We start from the raw sequence: 20976 nt of genomic DNA, 5'->3' as shown, positions 1-20976 counted from the left end.
TTCTGGAGGAGTTCGCGCAGGTAGACCCGGGGGCTGGAGTACAGGTGGTGGGAGAGCAGGTCCACCAGGCCACGCAGATCGACCTGGAACGTGTGCGGTGTCTGGTCAGCAGTCATCGTCGCTGCGCCGGTGGGGGGACGGGCGACGGCGCGGGTCGGGCGATCCCGGCGTCCGGTGATCGCGGGGGAGGAGCGGAAGAGCGGCCATCCTAGGCGGCCCTGAGCCGACGTGACCAACCGGTTCGCGCGGCCTGTGCGACGTCTGTCAGTGCCGTGGTGTGCAATGGACCGCGTGCCCGTGTCCGACGAACCACCGCAGCAGCCGTCCGGAGCCGCCGCCCGTCCGCAGAAGGAGGAGCCGTGCGGCTCGACGACCCGCTGAAGACCCTGCTCGGCGCCGCCACCGCCAAGGTGATGGCCGAGCACATGGACCTGCGCACGGTGGGCGACCTGCTCCACCACTACCCCCGGAAGTACGCCGAGCGCGGCGAGCTCACCGCGCTCTCCGACCTGCCGCTCGACGAGCACGTCACCGTGGTCGCCCAGGTCGCCGACGCCCGCGTGCACACCTTCAACAAGGGCGGGCGCGGCACCGGCCAGCGGCTGGAGGTCACCATCACCGACGGCAGCGGCCGGATGCAGCTGGTCTTCTTCGGCCGCACGGTGCACTTCCACCAGAAGGAGCTGCTGCCCGGCCGGCGCGCCATGTTCGCCGGCAAGGTCGGCCTCTTCAACCGCAGGCTCCAGCTCGCCCACCCCGAGTACAAGCTGCTCGACGCCGAGAGCGGCACCGAGACCGTCAAGGCCTTCGCGAGCGAGCTGCTGCCCCTCTACCCGGCCTGCAAGCAGCTGGAGTCCTGGACCATCGAGCAGTCCGTGGCCATCGCCCTGGACTCCATGGCCGCCACCGGCTGGTCCGGCCTCGCCGACCCGCTGCCACCCGCCCTGCGCGAGGGCCGGGGCCTGACCGACCTCGCCGACGCCCTCGTCAAGGTCCACCGCCCGCGCACCAAGGCCGACATCGCCGACGCCCGCGACCGCCTCAAGTGGGACGAGGCCTTCGTCCTCCAGGTCGCCCTCGCCCGCCGCCGCCACGCCGACACCCAGCTCCCGGCCGTCCCCCGCCGCCCCGCCGCCGGCGGCCTGCTCGACGCCTTCGACGCCAAGCTCCCCTTCACCCTCACCGAGGGTCAGCGGAAGGTCTCCCGGGAGATCTTCGACGACCTCGCCACCGACCACCCCATGCACCGGCTCCTCCAGGGAGAGGTCGGATCGGGCAAGACCATGGTCGCCCTCCGCGCCATGCTCGCCGTCGTCGACGCCGGGGGGCAGGCCGCCATGCTCGCGCCCACCGAGGTGCTCGCCCAGCAGCACCACCGGTCGGTCACCGAGATGATGGGCGAGCTCGCCGAGGGCGGGATGCTCGGCGGGGCCGAGCACGCCACCAAGGTCGTGCTGCTCACGGGTTCGATGGGCACCGCCGGGCGCCGGCAGGCGCTGCTCGACCTGGTCACCGGCGAGGCCGGGATCGTCATCGGCACCCACGCCCTCATCGAGGACAAGGTCCGCTTCGACGACCTGGGCCTCGTCGTCGTCGACGAGCAGCACCGCTTCGGCGTCGAGCAGCGCGACGCCCTGCGCGGCAAGGGCAAGCAGCCCCCGCACCTGCTGGTGATGACGGCCACGCCGATCCCCCGGACGGTGGCCATGACGGTCTTCGGCGACCTGGAGACCTCCGTCCTCGACCAGCTGCCCGCCGGGCGCTCGCCGATCGCCAGCCATGTGGTGCCCGCCGCCGACAAGCCGCACTTCCTCGCCCGCGCCTGGGAGCGGGTCCGCGAGGAGGTCGAGGGCGGCCACCAGGCATACGTGGTGTGCCCCCGGATCGGCGACGAGGAGGACCAGAAGGGGAAGGGCAAGGGCAAGGGGAAGGCGAGCCCCGAGGACGAGGCCGAGAAGCGCCCGCCGCTCGCCGTCCTGGAGGTCGCCGAGCAGCTGCGCGCCGGACCGCTCGCCGGGCTCCGCGTCGAGGTGCTGCACGGCAGGATGCACCCCGACGACAAGGACGACGTCATGCGCCGCTTCGCCGCCGCCGAGGTGGACGTCCTGGTCGCCACCACCGTCATCGAGGTCGGGGTGAACGTGCCGAACGCCACCGCCATGGTGATCATGGACGCCGACCGCTTCGGCGTCTCCCAGCTCCACCAGCTCCGCGGCCGGGTCGGCCGCGGCTCCGCCGCCGGCCTGTGCCTGCTGGTCACCGAGATGCCCGAGGCCAGCCCCGCCCGCCAGCGCCTCGGCGCGGTCGCCGCCACCCTCGACGGCTTCGAGCTCTCCCGCATCGACCTCGAACAGCGCCGCGAGGGCGACGTCCTCGGCCAGGCCCAGTCCGGGGTCCGCTCCTCCCTGCGGATGCTCACCGTCATCGACGACGAGGAGGTCATCGCCGCCGCCCGCGAGGAGGCCACCGCCCTCGTCCTCGCCGACCCCGGCCTCACCGCCCACCCCGAGCTCCGCACCGCCCTCGACGCCCTCCTCGACAAGGACCGGGAGGAGTACCTGGAGAAGGGCTGAGCGGCCTACGGGCAGGCCCGCGCGTCCCGCGGCGGCCATAAGCTGGTGCGTACAGCATCGGCTTATGGATGACGAGGACCGCAGATGACCCGCGTGATCGCCGGCAGCGCCGGCGGACGCCGACTCGCCGTGCCCCCGGGCAACGGCACCCGCCCCACCTCCGACCGGGCGCGGGAAGGCCTCTTCTCCACCTGGGAGTCGTTCCACGGCATCGAGGGGGCGCGCGTCGCCGACCTGTACGCGGGCTCCGGCGCCGTCGGCCTGGAGGCGCTCTCCCGGGGCGCCTCGCACGCCCTGCTGGTCGAGGCCGACCCGCGCGCCGCCCGGACCGTCCGCGAGAACATCGCCTCGCTCGGGCTGCCCGGCGCCGAGCTGCGCGCCGGCAAGGCCGAGCAGATCGCGGCGGGCCCGGCGCCCGCCGAGCCGTACGACCTGGTCTTCCTCGACCCCCCGTACGCGGTCGAGGACGCCGGTCTCCGGGAGATCCTGCTCACACTCCGCTCGGGGGGCTGGATCGCCGACGAGGCGCTCGTCACCGTGGAGCGCAGCACTCGGGGCGGCGCATTCGGCTGGCCGGACGGCTTCGCACCGCTGCGGGCCCGTCGCTACGGCGAGGGAACGTTTTGGTACGGTCGCGCCGCCTCTACGTGCGAAGACGCACGATGACCGGACCGGAGAGCGAGGGACCCACGTTGCGCCGCGCCGTCTGTCCGGGGTCATTCGACCCCATCACCAACGGACACCTCGACATCATCGCCCGCGCGTCGAAGCTGTACGACGTCGTGCACGTCGCGGTGATGATCAACCAGTCGAAGCAGGGACTCTTCACCGTCGACGAGCGGATCGAGCTGATCCGCGAGGTGACCGCCGACCTCGGCAACGTCGAGGTCGAGTCCTTCCACGGACTGCTCGTCGACTTCTGCAAGCAGCGGGACATCCCGGCCATCGTCAAGGGGCTGCGGGCGGTCAGCGACTTCGACTACGAGCTCCAGATGGCGCAGATGAACAACGGGCTCTCGGGCGTCGAGACCCTGTTCGTGCCGACCAACCCCACGTACAGCTTCCTGTCGTCCTCGCTGGTCAAGGAGGTCGCGGCCTGGGGCGGCGACGTCTCCCACCTGGTGCCCCCGGCGGTCCTCGGCCGGCTCACCGAACGGCTGGCCGAGCGGCGCGCGGGGCAGTGACCGGCGGCCACCACCGCTGACCCTCCGTCACCAGGTGCCGGACGGGGCCCGACTGGCCTTACAGTCGTCCCGTCCGTCTCCATCCAGCTGTAGAGAGTGGCGAGCACCGGTGGACGTGCAGAAGAAGCTCGACGAGATCGTCGCGACGGTCCGGAGCGCCCGCTCCATGCCCATGTCGGCGTCCTGCGTGATCAACCGGGCCGAGCTGCTCGCCCTGCTCGAAGAGGTGCGCGAGGCCCTGCCCGGCTCGCTCGCCCAGGCCCAGGAGCTGATCGGCGGCCGGGAGCAGATGGTCGAGCAGGCCCGCCAGGAGGCCGAGCGGATCATCGAGGCGGCGCACGCCGAGCGCGGCTCGATCGTCTCCGACAGCCAGGTCGCCCGGCAGTCCCAGGACGAGGCCGACCGCATCCTCACCGAGGCCCGCCGCGAGGCCGAGGAGGTCCGCGCCGAGGCCGACGACTACGTCGACTCCAAGCTCGCCAACTTCGAGGTCGTGCTCAACAAGACCATCGGCTCCGTCGACCGGGGCCGCGAGAAGCTGCTCGGCCGGGGCCCGGGGCTGGACGCGGACGGCTACGCCGACGAGGACGCCCCCGAGTACAGCGCGGACCCGCAGACGCTGATCCACCGGGCGGACGCGTACGTGGACGCCAAGCTGGGCGCCTTCGAGGCGGTGCTGGCCAAGACCCTGGAGGCGGTGGGCCGAGGCCGGCAGAAGCTGCACGGCCGGACCGCCACCGACGACCTCGCCGAGCACATGGCCGCGCAGGACGCCGCCGGGGCCTCCGTCCGCACCAGCGACGCCGACTACCTCGCCGGTCTCGCCGAGCTGGCCGACCCCGAGCCCGCGCGGATCCCGCAGCAGGCCCCGCCGCAGCCGCAGCACGACCCGCACGACCCGTACGGCTACGCGGCCCAGCAGCAGGTGCCCCAGCAGGTCCAGCCCGTCCAGGTGCCGCAGCCCGACCCGTACGGCTACCAGCAGCAGGACCCGTACGCGTACCAGCAGCCGGCCGCCGACCCGTACGCCTACCAGCAGCAGTACGGCTACGAGCAGCAGCAGGTCCCGCCCGCGCAGCCCGCGCACCAGCCGGGGGCCGCCGCGCTCGACGAGACCAGCTTCTTCGACACGAGCATGATCGATCTGGAGCAGCTGCGCCGCTACGAGCAGGGGCACTGAGTCCGGAGCGACCCGGATTGGGCCCTGAGCGAAGCGTCCAGTATCCTGGCTCTTCGGTCGCGCGTATCCCGCGATCCATGCTGCCCTCGGTCGGCAGCCCCCCTCACTAACGATCCGAAAGCAGGAAGAGCCCTGAGCACGCGCCTTGACCACCGCGACCCCCTCGTGTTCGACACGCACGAGCTGGGGCGGCGTCCTGGCGCCCTCCAGCGGATCTCCCGCACGGTCGACGCCCCCAGGGACCTGGGTGTCGCGGGGGTCATCGGAGTGCCCGAGGGCGCGCCGGTGGAGATCGAGCTCCGACTCGAGTCGGTCATGGAAGGGGTGCTTGTCACAGGCACCGCCCGTGCATCGGCCGAGGGGGAGTGCGTAAGGTGTCTGGAGTCCGTCGAGCTTGAGCTCGACGCCGACTTCCAGGAGATGTTCTCGTACCCCGACTCCGACGACCGGGGCCGCTCTAGGGCGGCCGCGGACGACGAAGCCGAGGACGACGAGGACATGATCCCTCTCGAGGACGGCTTGTTCGACCTCGAACCCGTGCTGCGTGATGCGGTGGTGCTCGCACTGCCGATGCAGCCGGTGTGCCGGGAGGACTGCGAAGGTCTGTGTTCCACCTGTGGAATCAACCTGAACGAGAACCCGGACCACCACCATGAGGCCGTCGACATCCGTTGGGCGGCTCTGCAGGGACTCGCCGGTTCGCAGGGAACCGATGAGAAGGACAACATGAGCGGCTCCTCTGACGGGGACGTCCGAAGCGCCGCCGAGAAGCAGGAGAAGTAGCCGTGGCTGTTCCGAAGCGGAAGATGTCGCGCAGCAACACGCGCCACCGCCGGTCGCAGTGGAAGGCTGCGGTCCCCACCCTGGTTTCGTGTGAGCGTTGCCAGGAGCCGAAGCTGCAGCACATCGCGTGCCCGAGCTGCGGCACCTACAACAAGCGCCAGGTCCTCTCGGTCTGAGTGGCTGGTGAGAGGCACGATGTCTGACCACGTCAACACAGCCTCGTCCCACACGCTTCTGGAAGGGCGGCTCGGGTATCACCTCGAGTCCGCCCTTCTGGTGCGTGCGCTCACCCACCGTTCGTACGCGTACGAGAACGGCGGTCTGCCCACCAACGAGCGGCTGGAGTTCCTCGGGGACTCCGTGCTCGGCCTGGTGGTCACGGACACGCTCTATCGCACCCACCCCGATCTGCCCGAAGGACAGCTGGCCAAGCTGCGGGCCGCGGTGGTCAACTCGCGTGCGCTGGCGGAGGTGGGCCGCGGCCTCGACCTCGGCTCCTTCATCCGGCTCGGCCGGGGCGAAGAGGGCACGGGCGGCCGGGACAAGGCCTCGATCCTCGCCGACACCCTCGAAGCGGTGATCGGCGCCGTCTATCTCGACCAGGGCCTCGACGCGGCGTCCGAGCTGGTGCACCGGCTCTTCGACCCGCTCATCGAGAAGTCCTCGAACCTCGGTGCGGGCCTGGACTGGAAGACCAGTCTCCAGGAGCTGACCGCGGCCGAGGGCCTGGGTGTGCCGGAGTACCTCGTCAGCGAGGAGGGTCCGGACCACGAGAAGGTCTTCACGGCTGCCGCCCGCGTCGGTGGTGTCTCGTACGGCACCGGCACCGGCCGCAGCAAGAAGGAAGCGGAACAGCAGGCGGCGGAGTCCGCGTGGCGCGCCATCCGCGCGGCCGCGGACGAGCGTGCGGCGGCCGAGGCCGCCGCGCACACCGCGCAGGCCTCCGGCGACGGAGGGGAAGGGGCCGCCGGGCCCGCTTCCGCCAAGGACCAGGCCCCGGCCTGAGCCCTCGCTTCCCGAGCGCTTCGCGAAGCCCCCGCCCCCTTTCCGGGGACGGGGGCTTCGTCGTACCCGGGCGGTTGTAGGCTGCGGACATCAGCCGCAGGACCGTTCCGGAGGAGTGCCGTGCCCGAGTTGCCCGAGGTCGAGGTCGTACGACGCGGTCTTGAGCGGTGGGTCGCCGGCCGGACCGTCGCCGGGGTCGAGGTCCTGCACCCGCGGGCCGTGCGGCGCCACGCGGAGGGCGGCGCGGACTTCGCGGCCCGGCTCCGGGGGCAGCGCTTCGGCACCGCCCGGCGGCGCGGCAAGTACCTGTGGCTGCCGCTGGAGGGCGCCGACGCCTCCGTGCTCGGCCACCTCGGGATGAGCGGCCAGCTGCTCGTACAGCCCGAGGACGCGGCGGACGAGAAGCACCTGCGGATCCGGGTCCGGTTCGCCGACGCGGCCGGCACCGAGCTGCGCTTCGTCGACCAGCGCACCTTCGGCGGGCTCTCGCTGCACGACACCGTCCCGGGCAGCGCGGACGGGCTGCCCGACGTCATCGCGCACATCGCGCGCGACCCGCTGGACCCGCTCTTCGACGACGCCGCCTTCCAGACCGCGCTGCGGCTGCGGCGGACCACGGTCAAGCGGGCGCTGCTGGACCAGTCGCTGATCAGCGGGGTCGGCAACATCTACGCCGACGAGGCGCTGTGGCGCTCGAAGCTGCACTACGACCGGCCGACCGCCACCCTCACCCGGCCCCGCTCGGCGGAGCTGCTCGGGCACGTCCGGGACGTGATGAACGCGGCCCTCGCGGCCGGCGGCACCAGCTTCGACTCGCTGTACGTCAACGTGAACGGCGAGTCCGGCTACTTCGACCGCTCGCTCGACGCCTACGGGCGCGAGGGCGAGCCCTGTCACCGCTGCGGCACGCCGATGCGCCGCCGCGCCTGGATGAACCGCTCCAGCTACTTCTGCCCGCGCTGCCAGCGCCCGCCGCGCCTCACGCCGTGACGGCGCGCTCCTCGTCGTAGCTCTCCCGGGCGGCCAGCACCTGGTCCATCCGGCCCTCGACCAGGTGGATCAGGCCCAGCAGCCGCTCGGCGACCTCGCGGCCCAGCGGGGTCAGCCGGTAGTCCACGCGGGGCGGGTTGGTCGGCTGCGCCTCGCGGTGCACCAGTCCGTCGCGCTCCAGCGCGTGCAGCGTCTGGGACAGCATCTTCTCGCTGACCCCGTCCACCCGGCGCCGCAGCTCGTTGAAGCGGAAGCTCCCCTCGTGCAGCGCGCCGAGGGTCAGGCTGCCCCAGCGGCCGGTCACGTGCTCCAGGGTGCCCCGGGACGGGCACGCCTTCGCGAAGACGTCATAGGCGAGGTCATCGGCGTCGGTCATGCACCCACCGTACTCCCGCACAGCGCTTGCGGCCACGTAAGCGCTGCGCCTTGGTGTGCGCACGCTAGAAGTTTGCGCTATCTAAAAGTTAGTGCTCTACTTCTGGTGTCCCCGGGCGGTGCCCCCACCCCCCGACCCCGTTGTCCGAGGAGTCCCCTGTGACCACGCCCGTCGTCGCCATCGCCTACCACTCCGGCTACGGCCACACCGCCGTCATCGCCGAGGCCGTCCGGGACGGCGCCGCCGACGCCGGTGCCACCGTCCACCTGATCAAGGTCGACGAGATCACCGACGCCGAGTGGGAACTGCTCGACGCCTCCGACGCCATCGTCTTCGGCTCCCCGACCTACATGGGCACCGCCTCCGGCGCCTTCCACCAGTTCGCCGAGGCCAGCTCGAAGCGCTGGTTCGCCGACGCGTGGCTGGACAAGCTGGCGGCCGGCTTCACCAACTCCGCCTCCAAGAGCGGCGACAAGCTGCACACCCTGCAGTTCTTCCAGACGCTGGCCGGCCAGCACGGCATGACCTGGGTCAACCTGGGCCTGAAGCCCGGCTGGAACAGCAGCACCGCGTCCGAGAACGACATCAACCGCCTCGGCTTCTTCTCCGGCGCCGCCGCCCAGACCCCCAGCGACCTGGGCCCCGAGGCCGTCCACAAGGCCGACGTCGCCACCGCCGAGCACCTCGGCCGCCGCGTCGCCGAGACCGCCCGCGTCTTCGCACTCGGCAAGGCCGCTGCCTGAGCCGCGCCCGCAACCGAAAGGCCCCGTCACCGCAAGGGTGACGGGGCCTTTCGTGTACGCCCTGGGCCGGCTCAGAAGCCGAAGTCCTGGGTCCACCACGGACCGCCGTCCGCGAGGTGGACCCCCACGCCCAGCGTCCGGTAGTCGCAGTTCAGGATGTTCGCCCGGTGCCCGTCGCTCGCCATCCAGGACTTCATCACCGCGGCGGCGTCGACCTGGCCGCGGGCGATGTTCTCCGCGCCCAGGCCGCTGACACCCGCCTTCTCGGCGCGCGCCCAGGGGGTCAGGCCGTCCGGGTCGGTGTGGTCGAAGAAGTTCCGGGCCGCCATGTCGGCGCTGAAGGCGCCCGCCAGCGCGGCCAGCTCCGCGTCGGAGCGCACCGGGACGCAGCCGGCCTTGGCGCGCTCGGCGTTCACCAGCCGCACGACCTCGGCCTCGGCGGCCGCCTCGCGGCCCGCCACGGGGCGCGTGGAGGCCGTCGGAGCGGCGGCGGGGGTGCTCGGGGCCGTGCTCGGGCGGGCCGTCCTCGCCGGTGCCGGAGCCTCGGGCTTCGGGCTCGGCTTCGCGGCGGCCTTCGGCGCGGTGGTCTTCGCGGCAGAAGGGGCGGCCGGCTTCGGCGAGGGCGCCGCCGGGGTCTTCGGGGCCGCCGGGGGAGCGGGCGGGGAGACGGCCTTGCCGTTCCCGGTGCCGGTCCCGGCGCCCTGGGACGCGCCGCCGTCGGCGGGGGTCGCCGAGGCGCCGCCCTGCGTCGTCAGGCTCGGCGCCTCGCGCGCCCGCACCTGCTCCTTGCCGCCCGGACCCGCGCCGCCGGCCGTGAAGGTGTCGCCGCCGGGCAGCAGCCCCGTCGCGACCGCGAGCGCTCCGACGGCGACCGCGGCGGAGACGCCGAGCAGTCCGGTGCGTACCGGCGCGCCGCGTCGCGCGCCCCGATGGCGTCCCATTCGCTCTGCCTCCCTGGCAAGACGCTTTGCTGATCTTTGCGTCTGTGTGGTTTCGTTCGTCGGGACTGTACGCCATGGCCGGAGGGGCCGATGTGCTCCTTCCGTGATCCGCCCGTTAGCGTTCAGCCATGGATGACGACGTACGGATGACCGCCTGGGTGCGCGGCCGGGTACAGGAAGTGGGCTTCCGCTGGTTCACCAGGGCAAACGCGCTGGAGATCGGCGGGCTGGTGGGCTTCGCCCTGAACCTCGACGACGGCAGGGTGCAGGTCGTGGCCGAGGGCCCGCGTGAGAATTGCCACCGTCTGCTCGACTGGCTCCGCTCCGGCGACACGCCCGGGCGCGTGGACGGAGTGACTGAGATCTGGGACACGCCCAGGGGCGGATACGAGACCTTCGCGATCCGCTGAGACCCCCTCGGCGATCACCGCCGGACGCCCCGCGCGACCGCCCTGGAGGGGCGCGCGGGGGGCGCTCGGGGCGTACGCGGAAGGGCCGCCGAAAGCGGAAACCCCCTGGTGGTTGCCAATGAGGGCTTGCCGTGCCAGGCTGCGCGGGTAAGGATGATCTCCACGCCCCTCGGGTACCGAGTCGTGAGGCGCCGCCGCCCCCTGTGTGTGGCCGCGGACCCCCCGGTAACCCTGGATACGGGGTGTGATCGTGTTGACCGTCAAACTTTTTGGTGAGACTCTGGAAGCCCCGCGCATCCCAGCTGTTCGACCGTGAGAACCGGCACGACAAAGAGCATGGTCGGCACCGCGGGTGCGAATCCCTCACGACCCACACCGCATTCGGTCGGTCACTCAGTGTGGAGGACCATCCATCATGGCAAAGGCGCTTCTCGGTTACGTCGGCGGCTCCGACCCGCGACTCCTCGCCGAGATGCGACGGCTTCAGCAGCGAGTCCAGGACCTCGAGTCCGAGCTGGTTCGGATCCAGTCCGAGAACGACTCGCTCGCTGCCGCCGCCGCACAGCACGGAGACTCGCTGCTCGACAGCATCGACCTCGACGTACCCAAGGCGGAGCCCGCGCTCACCTGACGCCCCGTGCCGGGGCCCGGTGAGAAACACTCTCGCCAGCACGGCCAGATATGCAAGGGGCGCCCCGGCGTCCCTTCTTTCTTGCGGCGCCTCCCGCGGCCTCCCCGCGCGGGGCACCGCCTCCTCGGCTCATCCCCCCGGCCCTCGCCGTCCCCCGCGTCACATTCCTTGGGGGAGGGTGTGCCCCGCACGTTCACGGGTGAAACACGAGACCCCGGGTAGAGTCCGCTGGCGTGCACCTCAAGGCCCTGACGCTCCGCGGTTTCAAGTCGTTCGCCTCCGCCACCACGCTGCGGTTCGAACCCGGGATCACCTGCGTCGTCGGCCCCAACGGCTCGGGCAAGTCCAATGTCGTGGACGCCCTGTCCTGGGTCATGGGCGAGCAGGGCGCCAAGTCGCTGCGCGGCGGCAAGATGGAGGACGTCATCTTCGCCGGCACCACCGGGCGGCCCCCGCTCGGCCGCGCCGAGGTGTCGCTGACCATCGACAACTCCGACGGCGCGCTGCCCATCGACTACGCCGAGGTCACGATCACCCGGATCATGTTCCGGGGCGGCAGCAGCGAGTACCAGATCAACGGCGACACCTGCCGGCTGCTCGACATCCAGGACCTGCTCTCCGACTCCGGCATCGGCCGCGAGATGCACGTCATCGTCGGCCAGGGCCAGCTCGACTCCGTCCTGCACGCCGACCCCATGGGCCGCCGCGCCTTCATCGAGGAGGCCGCCGGCGTCCTCAAGCACCGCAAGCGCAAGGAGAAGGCGCTGCGGAAGCTGGACGCCATGCAGGCCAACCTGGCCCGCGTCCAGGACCTCGCCGACGAACTGCGCCGCCAGCTCAAGCCCCTCGGCCGGCAGGCCGCGGTCGCCCGCCGGGCCGCCGTCATCCAGGCCGACCTGCGCGACGCCCGCCTGCGGCTGCTCTCCGACGACCTCGTCCGGCTCCGCGAGGCCCTGCGCGCCGAGGTCGCCGACGAGGCCGCGCTGCTCGCCCGCAAGGAGTCCGCCGAGGCGGCCCTGAAGGCGGCGCTCGCCGAGGAGGCCGCCCTCGAAGAGGAGGTGCGCCGCCTCGCGCCCCGGCTCCAGCGCGCCCAGCAGAGCTGGTACGAGCTCTCCCGGCTGGCCGAGCGGGTGCGCGGCACCGTCTCGCTCGCCGACGCCCGCGTCACCAGCGCCACCGACCGGCCCGCCGAGGAGCGGCGCGGACGCGACCCCGAGGACCTGGAGCGCGAGGCCGCCCGCATCCGCGAGCAGGAGGCCGAGCTGACGGCCGCTCTGGAGGCCGCCGAGCGCGCCCTGGAGGACACCGTCGCCCACCGAGCGGAACTGGAACGCGCCCTCGCCGTCGAGGAGCGGCGGCTCAAGGACGCGGCCCGCGCCCTCGCCGACCGCCGCGAAGGGCTGGCCCGGCTGCACGGTCAGGCCAGCGCCGCCCGCTCCCGGGCCGCCTCCGCCCAGGCCGAGATCGACCGGCTGGCCGCCGCCCGCGACGAGGCGGGGGAGCGCGCGGCCGCCGCGCGGGAGGAGTACGAGGAGCTCAAGGCCGAGGTCGAGGGCCTGGACGCCGGGGACGCCGAGCTGGGGGAGCGCCACGAGACCGCCCGCGAGGAGCTCGCCTCGGCGGAGGCCGCGCTCGCCGCCGCCCGCGAGGCCGTCGGGGCCGCCGAACGCGCCCGCGCCGCCGCCGGGGCCCGGCGCGACGCCCTCGCGCTCGGACTGCGCCGCAAGGACGGCACCGGCGCGCTGCGCGCCACCGGACTCGACGGACTCCTCGGCCCGGCCGCCGAGCTGCTGACCGTCGCCGCCGGCTACGAGGTCCCGGTCGCCGCCGCCCTCGGCGCCGCCGCCGACGCCCTCGCCGTCAGCGGCCCCGGGCCCGCCGCCGAGGCCCTGCGGCTGCTCCGCAAGCAGGACGCGGGCCGGGCCTCGCTGCTGCTCGCGGGCGCCCCCGGGCCGGCCGCCCCGGACGCGCCGCCCCCGGCGGGCGCCCGGCCCGCCGCCCCGTTGGTCTCCGGCCCCGCGTCCCTCATGGGCGCCGTGCGCCGGCTGCTCGCGGACGTCGTCGTGGTCGACGACCTCGACGCCGCCGTCGCGCTGGTCCGCGCCCGCCCCGACCTGACCGCCGTCACCGCCGACGGGGACCTGCTCGGCGCCCACCTCGCCCAGGGCGGCGCGGCCGGCGCGCCCAGCCTCCTGGAGGTGCGGGCCTCGGTCGACGAGGCGGCGGCGGAGCTGGCGGACCTGGAGGTGCGCTGCGCGGAGCTGACGGCCGGACAGGAGGCCGCCTCCGTACGCCGGAGCGAGAGCGCGCGCCTGGTGGACGAGCTGGCCGAGCGGCGCCGGGCCGCCGACCGGGAGAAGTCGGCGGTCGCCCAGCGGCTCGGCCGGCTCGCCGGGCAGGCCAGGGGCGCCGAGGGGGAGGCCGAGCGGACCGCCGCCGCGGCCGCGCGCGCGGCGGAGGCGCTGGAGCGGGCCCTGGCCGAGGCGGAGGAGCTGGCCGAACGCCTGCTCGTGGCCGAGGAGGCGTCCCCCGGCGACGGTACGGACGAGGAGCCGGACGGCTCGGTCCGCGACCGGCTCGCCATCGACGGCTCCAACGCGCGCCAGACCGAGATGGAGGCCCGCCTCCAGGTCCGCACCCACGAGGAGCGGGTCAAGGGGCTGGCCGGCCGGGCCGACTCGCTGGACCGGGCCGCCCGCGCCGAACGCGAGGCGCGCGCCCGCGCGGAGCAGCGCCGGGCCCGGCTGCGCCACGAGGCGGAGGTCGCCGCGGCCGTCGCCTCGGGCAGCCGCCAGCTCCTCGCGCACGTGGAGGTCTCGCTGGGCCTCGCCGAGCGGGAGCGCGCCCTGGCGGAGGCGGCGAAGGGCGCCCGCGAGGAGGGGCTCGGGGCGGCCCGCACCCGGGGCCGCGACCTCAAGCAGGAGCTCGACAAGCTCACCGACTCGGTGCACCGGGGCGAGGTCCTGGGTGCCGAGAAGCGGCTGCGGATCGAGCAGCTGGAGAGCCGGTCGCTGGAGGAGCTGGGTGTGGAGCCGGCCGCGCTGGTCGAGGAGTACGGTCCCCACCAGCCCGTACCGCCGTCGCCGTCGGCCGAGGGTGAGACACCGGCCGAGGGCGAGGCGCCCGCCGAGGGGGCCGAGGATCCGGGTGGGCGGCCCCGGCCGTTCGTCCGTTCGGAGCAGGAGAAGCGGCTGAAGGCCGCCGAGCGGGCCTACCAGCAGCTCGGCAAGGTCAATCCGCTCGCCCTGGAGGAGTTCGCGGCCCTGGAGGAGCGGCACCGGTTCCTCTCCGAGCAGCTCGCGGACCTGAAGAAGACCCGGACCGACCTCCTCCAGGTGGTGAAGGAGGTGGACCTGCGGGTCGAGCAGGTCTTCACCGAGGCGTACCGGGACACCGCCCGCGAGTTCGAGGGGGTCTTCTCGCGCCTCTTCCCGGGCGGCGAAGGGCGGCTGGTGCTCACCGACCCGGACGACATGCTCCGTACCGGCATCGACGTGGAGGCCCGCCCGCCGGGCAAGAAGGTCAAGCGGCTGTCGCTGCTGTCCGGCGGCGAGCGCTCGCTGACGGCCGTGGCGCTGCTGGTCTCCATCTTCAAGGCCAGGCCCAGCCCGTTCTACGTGATGGACGAGGTCGAGGCGGCGCTGGACGACACCAACCTCCAGCGGCTGATCCGGATCATGCGGGAGCTCCAGGAGTCCTCGCAGCTGATCGTGATCACGCACCAGAAGCGCACGATGGAGGTCGCCGACGCGCTGTACGGCGTCTCCATGCAGGGGGACGGGGTCTCGAAGGTGATCAGCCAGCGGTTGCGCTGAACCGGTGAACGGGCCGCGGTTGAAGTGGTGGACGGCGGGAAGGTGTGCGCCACTGGAAGCCCCGGAAACCCCGGACGCCCGGCCGAGCACCGGCGGTCCGGAGCGCCCGGCGGAAGGACCGTCCTCCCGAGGAGCCCATGTGACCAGCACCGAGCAGGCGCCCCCGCCGCCGTCCGATGGGCGGTCGGCCGCCCCGGAGCACATCGGACACGTCATCTTCATCACGGCCTCGGCCGCGATGGGCGGCTTCCTCTTCGGCTACGACAGCTCCGTCATCAACGGCGCCGTCGAGGCCATCCGCGACCGGTACGACATCGGCTCCGCGGCCCTGGCCCAGGTCATCGCCATCGCCCTGATCGGCTGCGCGATCGGCGCCGCCACCGCGGGCCGGATCGCCGACCGCATCGGCCGCATCCACTGCATGCGGATCGCCGCCGTGCTCTTCACCATCAGCGCCGTCGGCTCCGCGCTGCCCTTCGCCCTGTGGGACCTGGCCTTCTGGCGGATCATCGGCGGCTTCGCCATCGGCATGGCCTCCGTGATCGGCCCCGCCTACATCGCGGAGGTCGCCCCCGCCGCGTACCGGGGCCGCCTCGGCTCCTTCCAGCAGGCCGCGATCGTCATCGGCATCGCCATCTCCCAGCTGGTCAACTACGGCATCCTCCAGCTCGCCGACGGCGACCAGCGCGGCAAGATCGGCGGGCTGGAGGCCTGGCAGTGGATGCTCGGCGTGATGGTCGTGCCCGCCCTCCTCTACGGCCTGCTCTCCTTCGCCATCCCGGAGTCGCCGCGCTTCCTGATCTCCGTCGGCCGGACCGACCGCGCCAAGGAGGTGCTCGCCGAGGTCGAGGGCAAGGACGTGGACCTGGACCACCGCGTCGCCGAGATCGACCGGGCCATGCGCAGCGAGCACAAGTCCACCTTCAGGGACCTGATGGTGGCGGGCAGCTCGTACCGGCTGCTGCCGATCGTCTGGGTCGGCATCGGGCTCTCCGTCTTCCAGCAGCTCGTCGGCATCAACGTCGCCTTCTACTACTCGGCGACGCTCTGGCAGTCCGTCGGCATCGACCCGACGAGCTCGTTCTTCTACTCGTTCACCACGTCGATCGTGAACATCGTCGGCACCGTGATCGCGATGGTCCTGGTCGACCGGGTCGGCCGCAAGCCGCTCGCCCTCGTCGGCTCCTGCGGCATGGCGGTCGCCCTCGCCTTCGAGGCCTGGGCGTTCTCCGCCGACCTCGTCGACGGCAAGCTGCCCACCGCCCAGGGCGCCGTGGCGCTCGTCGCCGCCCACGTCTTCGTGCTCTTCTTCGCCCTCTCGTGGGGCGTGGTCGTCTGGGTCTTCCTCGGCGAGATGTTCCCCAACCGGATCCGGGCCGCCGCCCTCGGCGTCGCCGCCTCCGCGCAGTGGATCGCCAACTGGGCCATCACCGCCAGCTTCCCGTCCCTCGCGGACTGGAACCTGTCCGGCACGTACATCATCTACACGGTCTTCGCCGTGCTCTCGATCCCCTTCGTGCTGCGGTACGTGAAGGAGACCAAGGGCAAGGCGCTGGAGGAGATGGGCTGAGCCGGGCCGTCACCGCTCCTTGAGCCGGGGCAGCACGCTCTCGCCGAACAGCCGGACGCTCCGCCAGCCCTCCTCGACCGGCATCCCGCCGCACAGCGGGTGCAGCACCAGGCTGTCCAGCTCCCGCCCGAGCGCCACGCACTCGTCCGGCGTCACCACCCGGTAGACCCCCTCCGCGCGCAGCTCCGCCACGCTCCCGGCGCCCGAGCGGACCGCCGAGCGGATGTCCTTCGACTGCCAGGAGGCGTAGGTGCGGGCCTCGTGCAGGAAGTGCTCCCCGTACACGGCCCAGGTCCGGTCCGGGTCCTCGGAGACGTGCAGCAGCGGGGTCTCGCGCGCCGGCATCATCACCCAGCCCTCGGTGCCGTGCTCCGCGCACCGCTCCTGGTAGTAGGTCTCCAGCTCCGGCAGGTGCGCGCTCGGGAAGAAGGGCAGCCCCAGCCGCGCCGCCCGCCGGGCCGCCGCCTTCGAGGAGCCGCCGACCAGCAGCAGCGGGTGCGGCCGGGTGAAGGGCCTCGGGGTGATCCGTACCGTACGGCCCTGGTACGTGAAGGGCTCGCCCGACCAGGCGGTCAGCAGGGTCTCCAGGAGCAGGTCCTGGAGCCTGCCCCGGCGCCCCCAGTCGACCCCGCGCTCCTCGTACTCCTCCGGCCGGTAGCCGATGCCCGCGACGGTCACCAGCCGGCCCGCGCTCAGCAGGTCCAGGACCGCGATCTCCTCCGCCAGCCGCAGCGGGTCGTGCAGCGGGCCGATGATCGCCGAGACGGTGACCGCGATCCGCTTCGTGGCGCCGAAGACGGCCCCGGCGAAGGCGAAGGGGGAGGGGAGCCAGTTGTTGGCGGCCCCGTGGTGCTCCTCGGTCTGCACGGTGTCGACGCCGTGCGCGTCGGCGTGCGCCGCCATCTCGACGGCCGCCCGGTAGCGGGCCGAGAGGGAGACGGGGTCCGCGTGCGGGTCGACGAGGTTGAACCGGACGACGGTGAACGGCATGGGAAGTCCCCCTCCACGGGTGCGTCGGAGGGGGACGTTAGCTGACGTTGCGTCAGATGGAAACGGGTGTGCGCCGCCCGTCGGGCTCCTCGCCCGGCACCGGGGCCGGCTCCGCCGCCCGCTCGCGGGGCAGCACCGCGTACAGCACGCCGGCCACCACGATCGTCGCCGCCCAGCCCAGGCCGTTCCGCCCGATCCAGGACGAGGCCAGCGGGCCGGTGAACCAGTCGACCTTGGTGAAGAGCAGGCCGGCCACCAGCGCCGTGGCCCAGGCCGCCATCGCCTGCCAGGCGAAGCCGCCCCGGTACCAGTAGGCGCTGGTCCGGGTGGTGTCCATCAGCGCCGCCGCGTCATAGCTCCGGCGGGTCAGCATGTCCACGCCGAAGACGCCGATCCACGCCGAGAACGCGACCGCGAGCAGGGTCAGGAAGGAGATGAAGGAGCCGATGAAGCTGCTCGCCACCACCATCAGCAGGAAGCCGAAGACCAGGCTGATCAGCGCGTTCACGCTGACGGCGGCGGCCCGCGAGACCTTGATGCCGAGGGTCTGCGCGGTGAAGCCCGCCGAGTACATCGACATCGAGTTGATCAGCAGCATCCCGATCAGCGCGATCAGCAGGTACGGCACCGAGATCCAGGTGGGCAGCAGCTCGCCGATGAAGGAGACCGGGTCCTGCGCCGAGGCCAGGTCCGGCGTCGAGACCGCCATCACCGCGCCCATCAGGACCATCGGCAGCACCACGATGCCCGCGCCGCCGACCGTCGTGCCGACCAGGCCCTTCGAGGAGGCGTTCCGCGGCAGGTAGCGGGTGAAGTCCGGTCCGGACGGCACCCAGCTGATGCCGCCCGCCGCGATGGTGCCGACACCGGCCACCAGCATCGCCGTCGAGCCGGCCGGCTTGGCGAAGACCGCCGACCAGTCCGTGTTCGCCACCAGATAGACCAGGACCAGCACCGAGAAGGCGCCGAAGAGGTACGTCGACCACTTGCTGCACACCCGCAGCGCGTTGATCCCGAGCCCGGAGACCAGGAAGGTGCAGGAGACGAAGAGCAGCAGCGTCACCACGATGAGCGCCGTGTTCGACTTCACACCGAAGAGCAGGTCCAGCACGGTCAGCACCGCGTACGCGCCGGTGACCGCGTTGATGGTCTCCCAGCCCCAGCGGGCCACCCAGATCAGCGCGCCGGGGAACAGGTTCCCGCGCTGCCCGAAGACCGCGCGGGACAGCGCCATGCCGGGCGCCCCGCCGCGCTTGCCCGCGATCGAGATCAGCCCGACGATCCCGTACGAGAGGACCGGCGCCGCCGCCGCGACGAACAGCACCTGCCAGAAGTTCAGGCCGTTGAAGACGATCAGGCCCGCACCCATGGTGAGCAGCAGCACGCTGATGTTGGCGGCGACCCAGGTGGGGAAGAGCTCGCGGACCCGGCCGGAGCGCTCGGAGTCGGGGACGGGTTCGAGGCCGCGGCTCTCCATCGTGGCGCCGCTCTGCGCGCCTTCGGTCTCGGCGGCGTGGGGCATGGGGACACTCCGTACAAACGTGGGGGGACCCACCCAGACTACGTGCTCCTCGAACAGTGCTCCCGTGGCCGATACTGGTCAGGTTATGGAACTCATCCTTGCTGTAGTCATCGCTCTGGTCGTCGCGGTCGCCGTGACCAGCGGACTCGTGATCAGCGGTCGCAAGAAGAAGCAGCTGCCGCCCGCCGAGCCGCCGTCCACCACGCCGACCATCACCGCTCCGCCCGCCGAACCGCACGTCGGCGACGAGGCGGAGACGCCGCGGGAAGAACCACGCCGCACCGTCGAAGAGGTCCCCCTCCCCGCCCCCGAGACCGCCGAGGCCCCGGCCGCGGAGCCGGTCGCCGAGGCGCCCGGGATCGAGGTTCCCGAGCCGACCGCGGGCCGCCTGGTGCGGCTGCGGGCCCGGCTCGCCCGCTCCCAGAACTCGCTCGGCAAGGGGCTGCTCACGCTCCTGTCCCGCGAGCACCTGGACGAGGACACCTGGGAGGAGATCGAGGAGACCCTCCTCACCGCCGACGTCGGCGTCGCCCCCACCCAGGAGCTCGTCGAGCGGCTGCGCGAGCGGGTGAAGGTGCTCGGCACCCGCACCCCCGACGAGCTGCGCGGGCTGCTCCGCGAGGAGCTCGTCGCCCTGCTCGGCGCCGAGGTGGACCGCTCGGTGAGGACCGAGAGCCCCGAGGACGTCCCCGGCGTCGTGATGGTCGTCGGCGTCAACGGCACCGGCAAGACCACCACCACCGGCAAGCTGGCCCGGGTGCTCGTCGCCGACGGCAAGTCCGTCGTCCTCGGCGCCGCCGACACCTTCCGCGCCGCCGCCGCCGACCAGCTCCAGACCTGGGGCGAGCGGGTCGGCGCGCGCACCGTGCGCGGCCCGGAGGGCGGCGACCCGGCGTCGATCGCCTACGACGCGGTCAAGGAGGGCATCGCCGAGAAGGCGGACGTCGTCCTCATCGACACCGCCGGCCGGCTGCACACCAAGACCGGCCTCATGGACGAGCTCGGCAAGGTCAAGCGGGTCGTCGAGAAGCACGGCCCGCTCGACGAGATCCTTCTCGTCCTCGACGCCACCACCGGCCAGAACGGGCTGATCCAGGCCCGTGTCTTCGCCGAGGTGGTCGACATCACCGGCATCGTGCTGACCAAGCTGGACGGCACCGCCAAGGGCGGCATCGTCATCGCGGTCCAGCGCGAGCTGGGCGTCCCGGTCAAGCTGATCGGCCTGGGCGAGGGCCCCGACGACCTGGCCCCGTTCGAGCCCGGCGCCTTCGTGGACGCCCTGATCGGCGACTGACCCCCACGGTCCACCGCGCGGGCGCGCGGACGAGGAAGGCCCCCACCGGATCCGGTGGGGGCCTTCCTCGTCTCTACGGGGGAGGGGCGGGCGCTCAGAGGTGGGTGCGGTGGCAGATGTACGCGAGGGTCCCGAGCAGCAGCCGGGCCTGCGGCGGGGCGCCCGCCGTGTCCAGCGTGGGCGGGCGCAGCCAGCGCACCGGCCCGAGCCCGCCCAGGTCCGAGGGCGGGGCGGTGACGTACGAGCCCGGGCCCAGACAGTGCAGGTCCAGCCCGGCGTCGTCCCAGCCCATCCGGTAGAGCAGCCGAGGCAGCTCGGCCGCGGCGCCGGGGGCGACGAAGAACCGCGCGCGGCCCGTCGGCGTCACGCTCACCGGGCCCAGCGGCAGTCCCATGCGCTCCAGCCGGACCAGCGCCCGGCGGCCCGCCGCCTCGGCGACCTCGATCACGTCGAAGGCCCGGCCGACGGGCAGCAGCACCGCCGCCCCCGGATACTCCGACCACGCCTTGGTCGCGACGTCGAGGCCCGCGCCCGCCGGGACCGGCTCGGCGAAGGAGAGCGGATGCGCCCCCGGCGCCGTACAGCCGAGATCGCCGCAGGAGCAGCGGCCCGCGACCGCCCTCGCTCCCGGGACGACGTCCCAGCCCCACAGTCCGGTGTACTCGGCCACCGCTGTGCACTCCGTGGTCCGTGCGCGCCGACGCGAGCCGGAACGCATCTCACGAATGCCGCCGATCGTGAAGCCCATGCCCCCTCCAACGGGTCGGACGCGCCGGTGGTTACGGACCGGCCGGTCACCGTCACGCTCCGCTGCCCCGAGGGGCGCGCGGTGGCGCGGGGGGTGGTGCGCACCGTTGCGCGCGCCTGCCCGCGCTCCGGTTCACGTCGCCGGTTCCGTCGCATGTCAAGTGAATCGCGTTCCGTGCGGGGGGAGTTCATTCGAAGGGGTGGCGAATGGTGGCGTTTCTT

Annotated in this window: 19 protein-coding genes; 14 read left to right on the top strand and 5 right to left on the bottom strand. The window is 73.0% G+C overall.

Features of this window, described 5'->3' with window-relative positions:
- Positions 1 to 359 precede the first annotated feature (359 nt).
- The 8 genes from recG to mutM all read left to right on the top strand — a co-directional run bounded on the left by recG (position 360) and on the right by mutM (position 7715).
- Positions 360 to 2573, top strand: coding sequence for an ATP-dependent DNA helicase RecG (gene recG, locus ACZ6J5_RS31325; protein ID WP_469397091.1), 2214 nt, complete (start codon positions 360 to 362; stop codon positions 2571 to 2573).
- 84 nt (positions 2574 to 2657) lie between these two features.
- Positions 2658 to 3239, top strand: coding sequence for a 16S rRNA (guanine(966)-N(2))-methyltransferase RsmD (gene rsmD, locus ACZ6J5_RS31320; RefSeq protein ID WP_469397090.1), 582 nt, complete (start codon positions 2658 to 2660; stop codon positions 3237 to 3239).
- A 26-nt stretch (positions 3240 to 3265) separates the two neighbouring features.
- Positions 3266 to 3757 carry a pantetheine-phosphate adenylyltransferase gene (gene coaD, locus ACZ6J5_RS31315; protein WP_469397103.1) on the top strand — a complete coding sequence of 164 codons (492 nt, stop codon included), beginning with the start codon at positions 3266 to 3268 and terminating at the stop codon, positions 3755 to 3757.
- A gap of 109 nt (positions 3758 to 3866) precedes the next feature.
- Positions 3867 to 4937, top strand: coding sequence for an ATP synthase F0 subunit B (locus ACZ6J5_RS31310; RefSeq protein WP_469397088.1), 1071 nt, complete (start codon positions 3867 to 3869; stop codon positions 4935 to 4937).
- A 132-nt stretch (positions 4938 to 5069) separates the two neighbouring features.
- Complete coding sequence (locus ACZ6J5_RS31305) at positions 5070 to 5720, top strand: YceD family protein (RefSeq protein WP_469397101.1); 651 nt, start codon at positions 5070 to 5072, stop codon at positions 5718 to 5720.
- Positions 5721 to 5722: 2 nt separating this feature from the next.
- On the top strand, positions 5723 to 5896 hold the full coding sequence (rpmF, locus tag ACZ6J5_RS31300; RefSeq protein ID WP_015036448.1) for a 50S ribosomal protein L32: 174 nt from the start codon (positions 5723 to 5725) through the stop codon (positions 5894 to 5896).
- A gap of 19 nt (positions 5897 to 5915) precedes the next feature.
- Positions 5916 to 6725 carry a ribonuclease III gene (gene rnc / locus ACZ6J5_RS31295; RefSeq protein ID WP_469397086.1) on the top strand — a complete coding sequence of 270 codons (810 nt, stop codon included), beginning with the start codon at positions 5916 to 5918 and terminating at the stop codon, positions 6723 to 6725.
- 120 nt (positions 6726 to 6845) lie between these two features.
- Positions 6846 to 7715 (top strand): bifunctional DNA-formamidopyrimidine glycosylase/DNA-(apurinic or apyrimidinic site) lyase, encoded by an 870-nt coding sequence (gene mutM / locus ACZ6J5_RS31290; RefSeq protein ID WP_469397084.1) that lies wholly within the window; start codon positions 6846 to 6848, stop codon positions 7713 to 7715.
- On the opposite strand, the gene ACZ6J5_RS31285 is transcribed toward mutM, so the two are convergent.
- On the bottom strand, positions 7705 to 8091 hold the full coding sequence (locus tag ACZ6J5_RS31285) for a winged helix-turn-helix transcriptional regulator (protein ID WP_469397082.1): 387 nt from the start codon (positions 8089 to 8091) through the stop codon (positions 7705 to 7707). The two genes, mutM and ACZ6J5_RS31285, sit on opposite strands and share 11 nt — an antisense overlap.
- Positions 8092 to 8249: 158 nt before the next feature.
- Between ACZ6J5_RS31285 and ACZ6J5_RS31280 the strand changes: the two genes are divergently transcribed.
- Positions 8250 to 8834 (top strand): flavodoxin family protein, encoded by a 585-nt coding sequence (locus tag ACZ6J5_RS31280; RefSeq protein WP_469397080.1) that lies wholly within the window; start codon positions 8250 to 8252, stop codon positions 8832 to 8834.
- Positions 8835 to 8905: 71 nt separating this feature from the next.
- Here ACZ6J5_RS31280 and ACZ6J5_RS31275 read toward each other — a convergent pair whose 3' ends face one another.
- On the bottom strand, positions 8906 to 9775 hold the full coding sequence (locus ACZ6J5_RS31275; RefSeq protein WP_469397079.1) for a CAP domain-containing protein: 870 nt from the start codon (positions 9773 to 9775) through the stop codon (positions 8906 to 8908).
- Between the two features lie 128 nt (positions 9776 to 9903).
- Between ACZ6J5_RS31275 and ACZ6J5_RS31270 the strand changes: the two genes are divergently transcribed.
- The 4 genes from ACZ6J5_RS31270 (at position 9904) to ACZ6J5_RS31255 (ending at position 16201) form a co-directional block, all read left to right on the top strand.
- Complete coding sequence (locus tag ACZ6J5_RS31270; RefSeq protein ID WP_469397077.1) at positions 9904 to 10185, top strand: acylphosphatase; 282 nt, start codon at positions 9904 to 9906, stop codon at positions 10183 to 10185.
- A 415-nt stretch (positions 10186 to 10600) separates the two neighbouring features.
- Positions 10601 to 10816 carry a hypothetical protein gene (locus ACZ6J5_RS31265; RefSeq protein ID WP_362475673.1) on the top strand — a complete coding sequence of 72 codons (216 nt, stop codon included), beginning with the start codon at positions 10601 to 10603 and terminating at the stop codon, positions 10814 to 10816.
- Between the two features lie 233 nt (positions 10817 to 11049).
- The gene (gene smc, locus ACZ6J5_RS31260) at positions 11050 to 14631 is read left to right on the top strand and encodes a chromosome segregation protein SMC (protein WP_469397075.1); all 3582 of its coding nucleotides are present in this window, start codon (positions 11050 to 11052) and stop codon (positions 14629 to 14631) included.
- Between the two features lie 139 nt (positions 14632 to 14770).
- On the top strand, positions 14771 to 16201 hold the full coding sequence (locus ACZ6J5_RS31255) for a sugar porter family MFS transporter (protein WP_469397073.1): 1431 nt from the start codon (positions 14771 to 14773) through the stop codon (positions 16199 to 16201).
- Positions 16202 to 16210: 9 nt separating this feature from the next.
- Here the strand turns inward: ACZ6J5_RS31255 and ACZ6J5_RS31250 are convergent, their stop codons facing one another.
- Together ACZ6J5_RS31250 and ACZ6J5_RS31245 are read right to left on the bottom strand one after the other, a co-directional pair.
- The gene (locus ACZ6J5_RS31250; protein WP_469397071.1) at positions 16211 to 17191 is read right to left on the bottom strand and encodes an LLM class flavin-dependent oxidoreductase; all 981 of its coding nucleotides are present in this window, start codon (positions 17189 to 17191) and stop codon (positions 16211 to 16213) included.
- Between the two features lie 52 nt (positions 17192 to 17243).
- On the bottom strand, positions 17244 to 18713 hold the full coding sequence (locus tag ACZ6J5_RS31245) for a cytosine permease (protein WP_469397070.1): 1470 nt from the start codon (positions 18711 to 18713) through the stop codon (positions 17244 to 17246).
- A gap of 85 nt (positions 18714 to 18798) precedes the next feature.
- On the opposite strand from ACZ6J5_RS31245, the gene ftsY reads away from it, so the two are divergent.
- Positions 18799 to 20007, top strand: a complete 1209-nt coding sequence (gene ftsY, locus ACZ6J5_RS31240) for a signal recognition particle-docking protein FtsY (protein ID WP_469397068.1) — start codon at positions 18799 to 18801, stop codon at positions 20005 to 20007.
- Between the two features lie 94 nt (positions 20008 to 20101).
- Here the strand turns inward: ftsY and ACZ6J5_RS31235 are convergent, their stop codons facing one another.
- The gene (locus ACZ6J5_RS31235) at positions 20102 to 20755 is read right to left on the bottom strand and encodes a bifunctional DNA primase/polymerase (RefSeq protein WP_469397066.1); all 654 of its coding nucleotides are present in this window, start codon (positions 20753 to 20755) and stop codon (positions 20102 to 20104) included.
- Between the last annotated feature and the right edge of the window lie 221 nt (positions 20756 to 20976).

It is taken from the genome of Streptomyces sp. NPDC042100, assembly GCF_055582325.1.
Note: the sequence above shows the minus strand (reverse complement) of the source record. Positions and strands in the feature narration are given on the sequence as shown.

Excerpts from the sequence above, each read along its gene's own strand:
- ftsY (WP_469397068.1), top strand. The coding sequence starts at position 18,799 with ATGGAACTCATCCTTGCTGTAGTCATCGCTCTGGTCGTCGCGGTCGCC.
- ACZ6J5_RS31285 (WP_469397082.1), bottom strand. The coding sequence starts at position 8,091 with ATGACCGACGCCGATGACCTCGCCTATGACGTCTTCGCGAAGGCGTGC.
- rsmD (WP_469397090.1), top strand. The coding sequence starts at position 2,658 with ATGACCCGCGTGATCGCCGGCAGCGCCGGCGGACGCCGACTCGCCGTG.
- ACZ6J5_RS31270 (WP_469397077.1), top strand. The coding sequence starts at position 9,904 with ATGGATGACGACGTACGGATGACCGCCTGGGTGCGCGGCCGGGTACAG.
- ACZ6J5_RS31275 (WP_469397079.1), bottom strand. The coding sequence starts at position 9,775 with ATGGGACGCCATCGGGGCGCGCGACGCGGCGCGCCGGTACGCACCGGA.
- ACZ6J5_RS31250 (WP_469397071.1), bottom strand. The coding sequence starts at position 17,191 with ATGCCGTTCACCGTCGTCCGGTTCAACCTCGTCGACCCGCACGCGGAC.
- ACZ6J5_RS31245 (WP_469397070.1), bottom strand. The coding sequence starts at position 18,713 with ATGCCCCACGCCGCCGAGACCGAAGGCGCGCAGAGCGGCGCCACGATG.
- ACZ6J5_RS31235 (WP_469397066.1), bottom strand. The coding sequence starts at position 20,755 with ATGGGCTTCACGATCGGCGGCATTCGTGAGATGCGTTCCGGCTCGCGT.
- rnc (WP_469397086.1), top strand. The coding sequence starts at position 5,916 with ATGTCTGACCACGTCAACACAGCCTCGTCCCACACGCTTCTGGAAGGG.
- ACZ6J5_RS31265 (WP_362475673.1), top strand. The coding sequence starts at position 10,601 with ATGGCAAAGGCGCTTCTCGGTTACGTCGGCGGCTCCGACCCGCGACTC.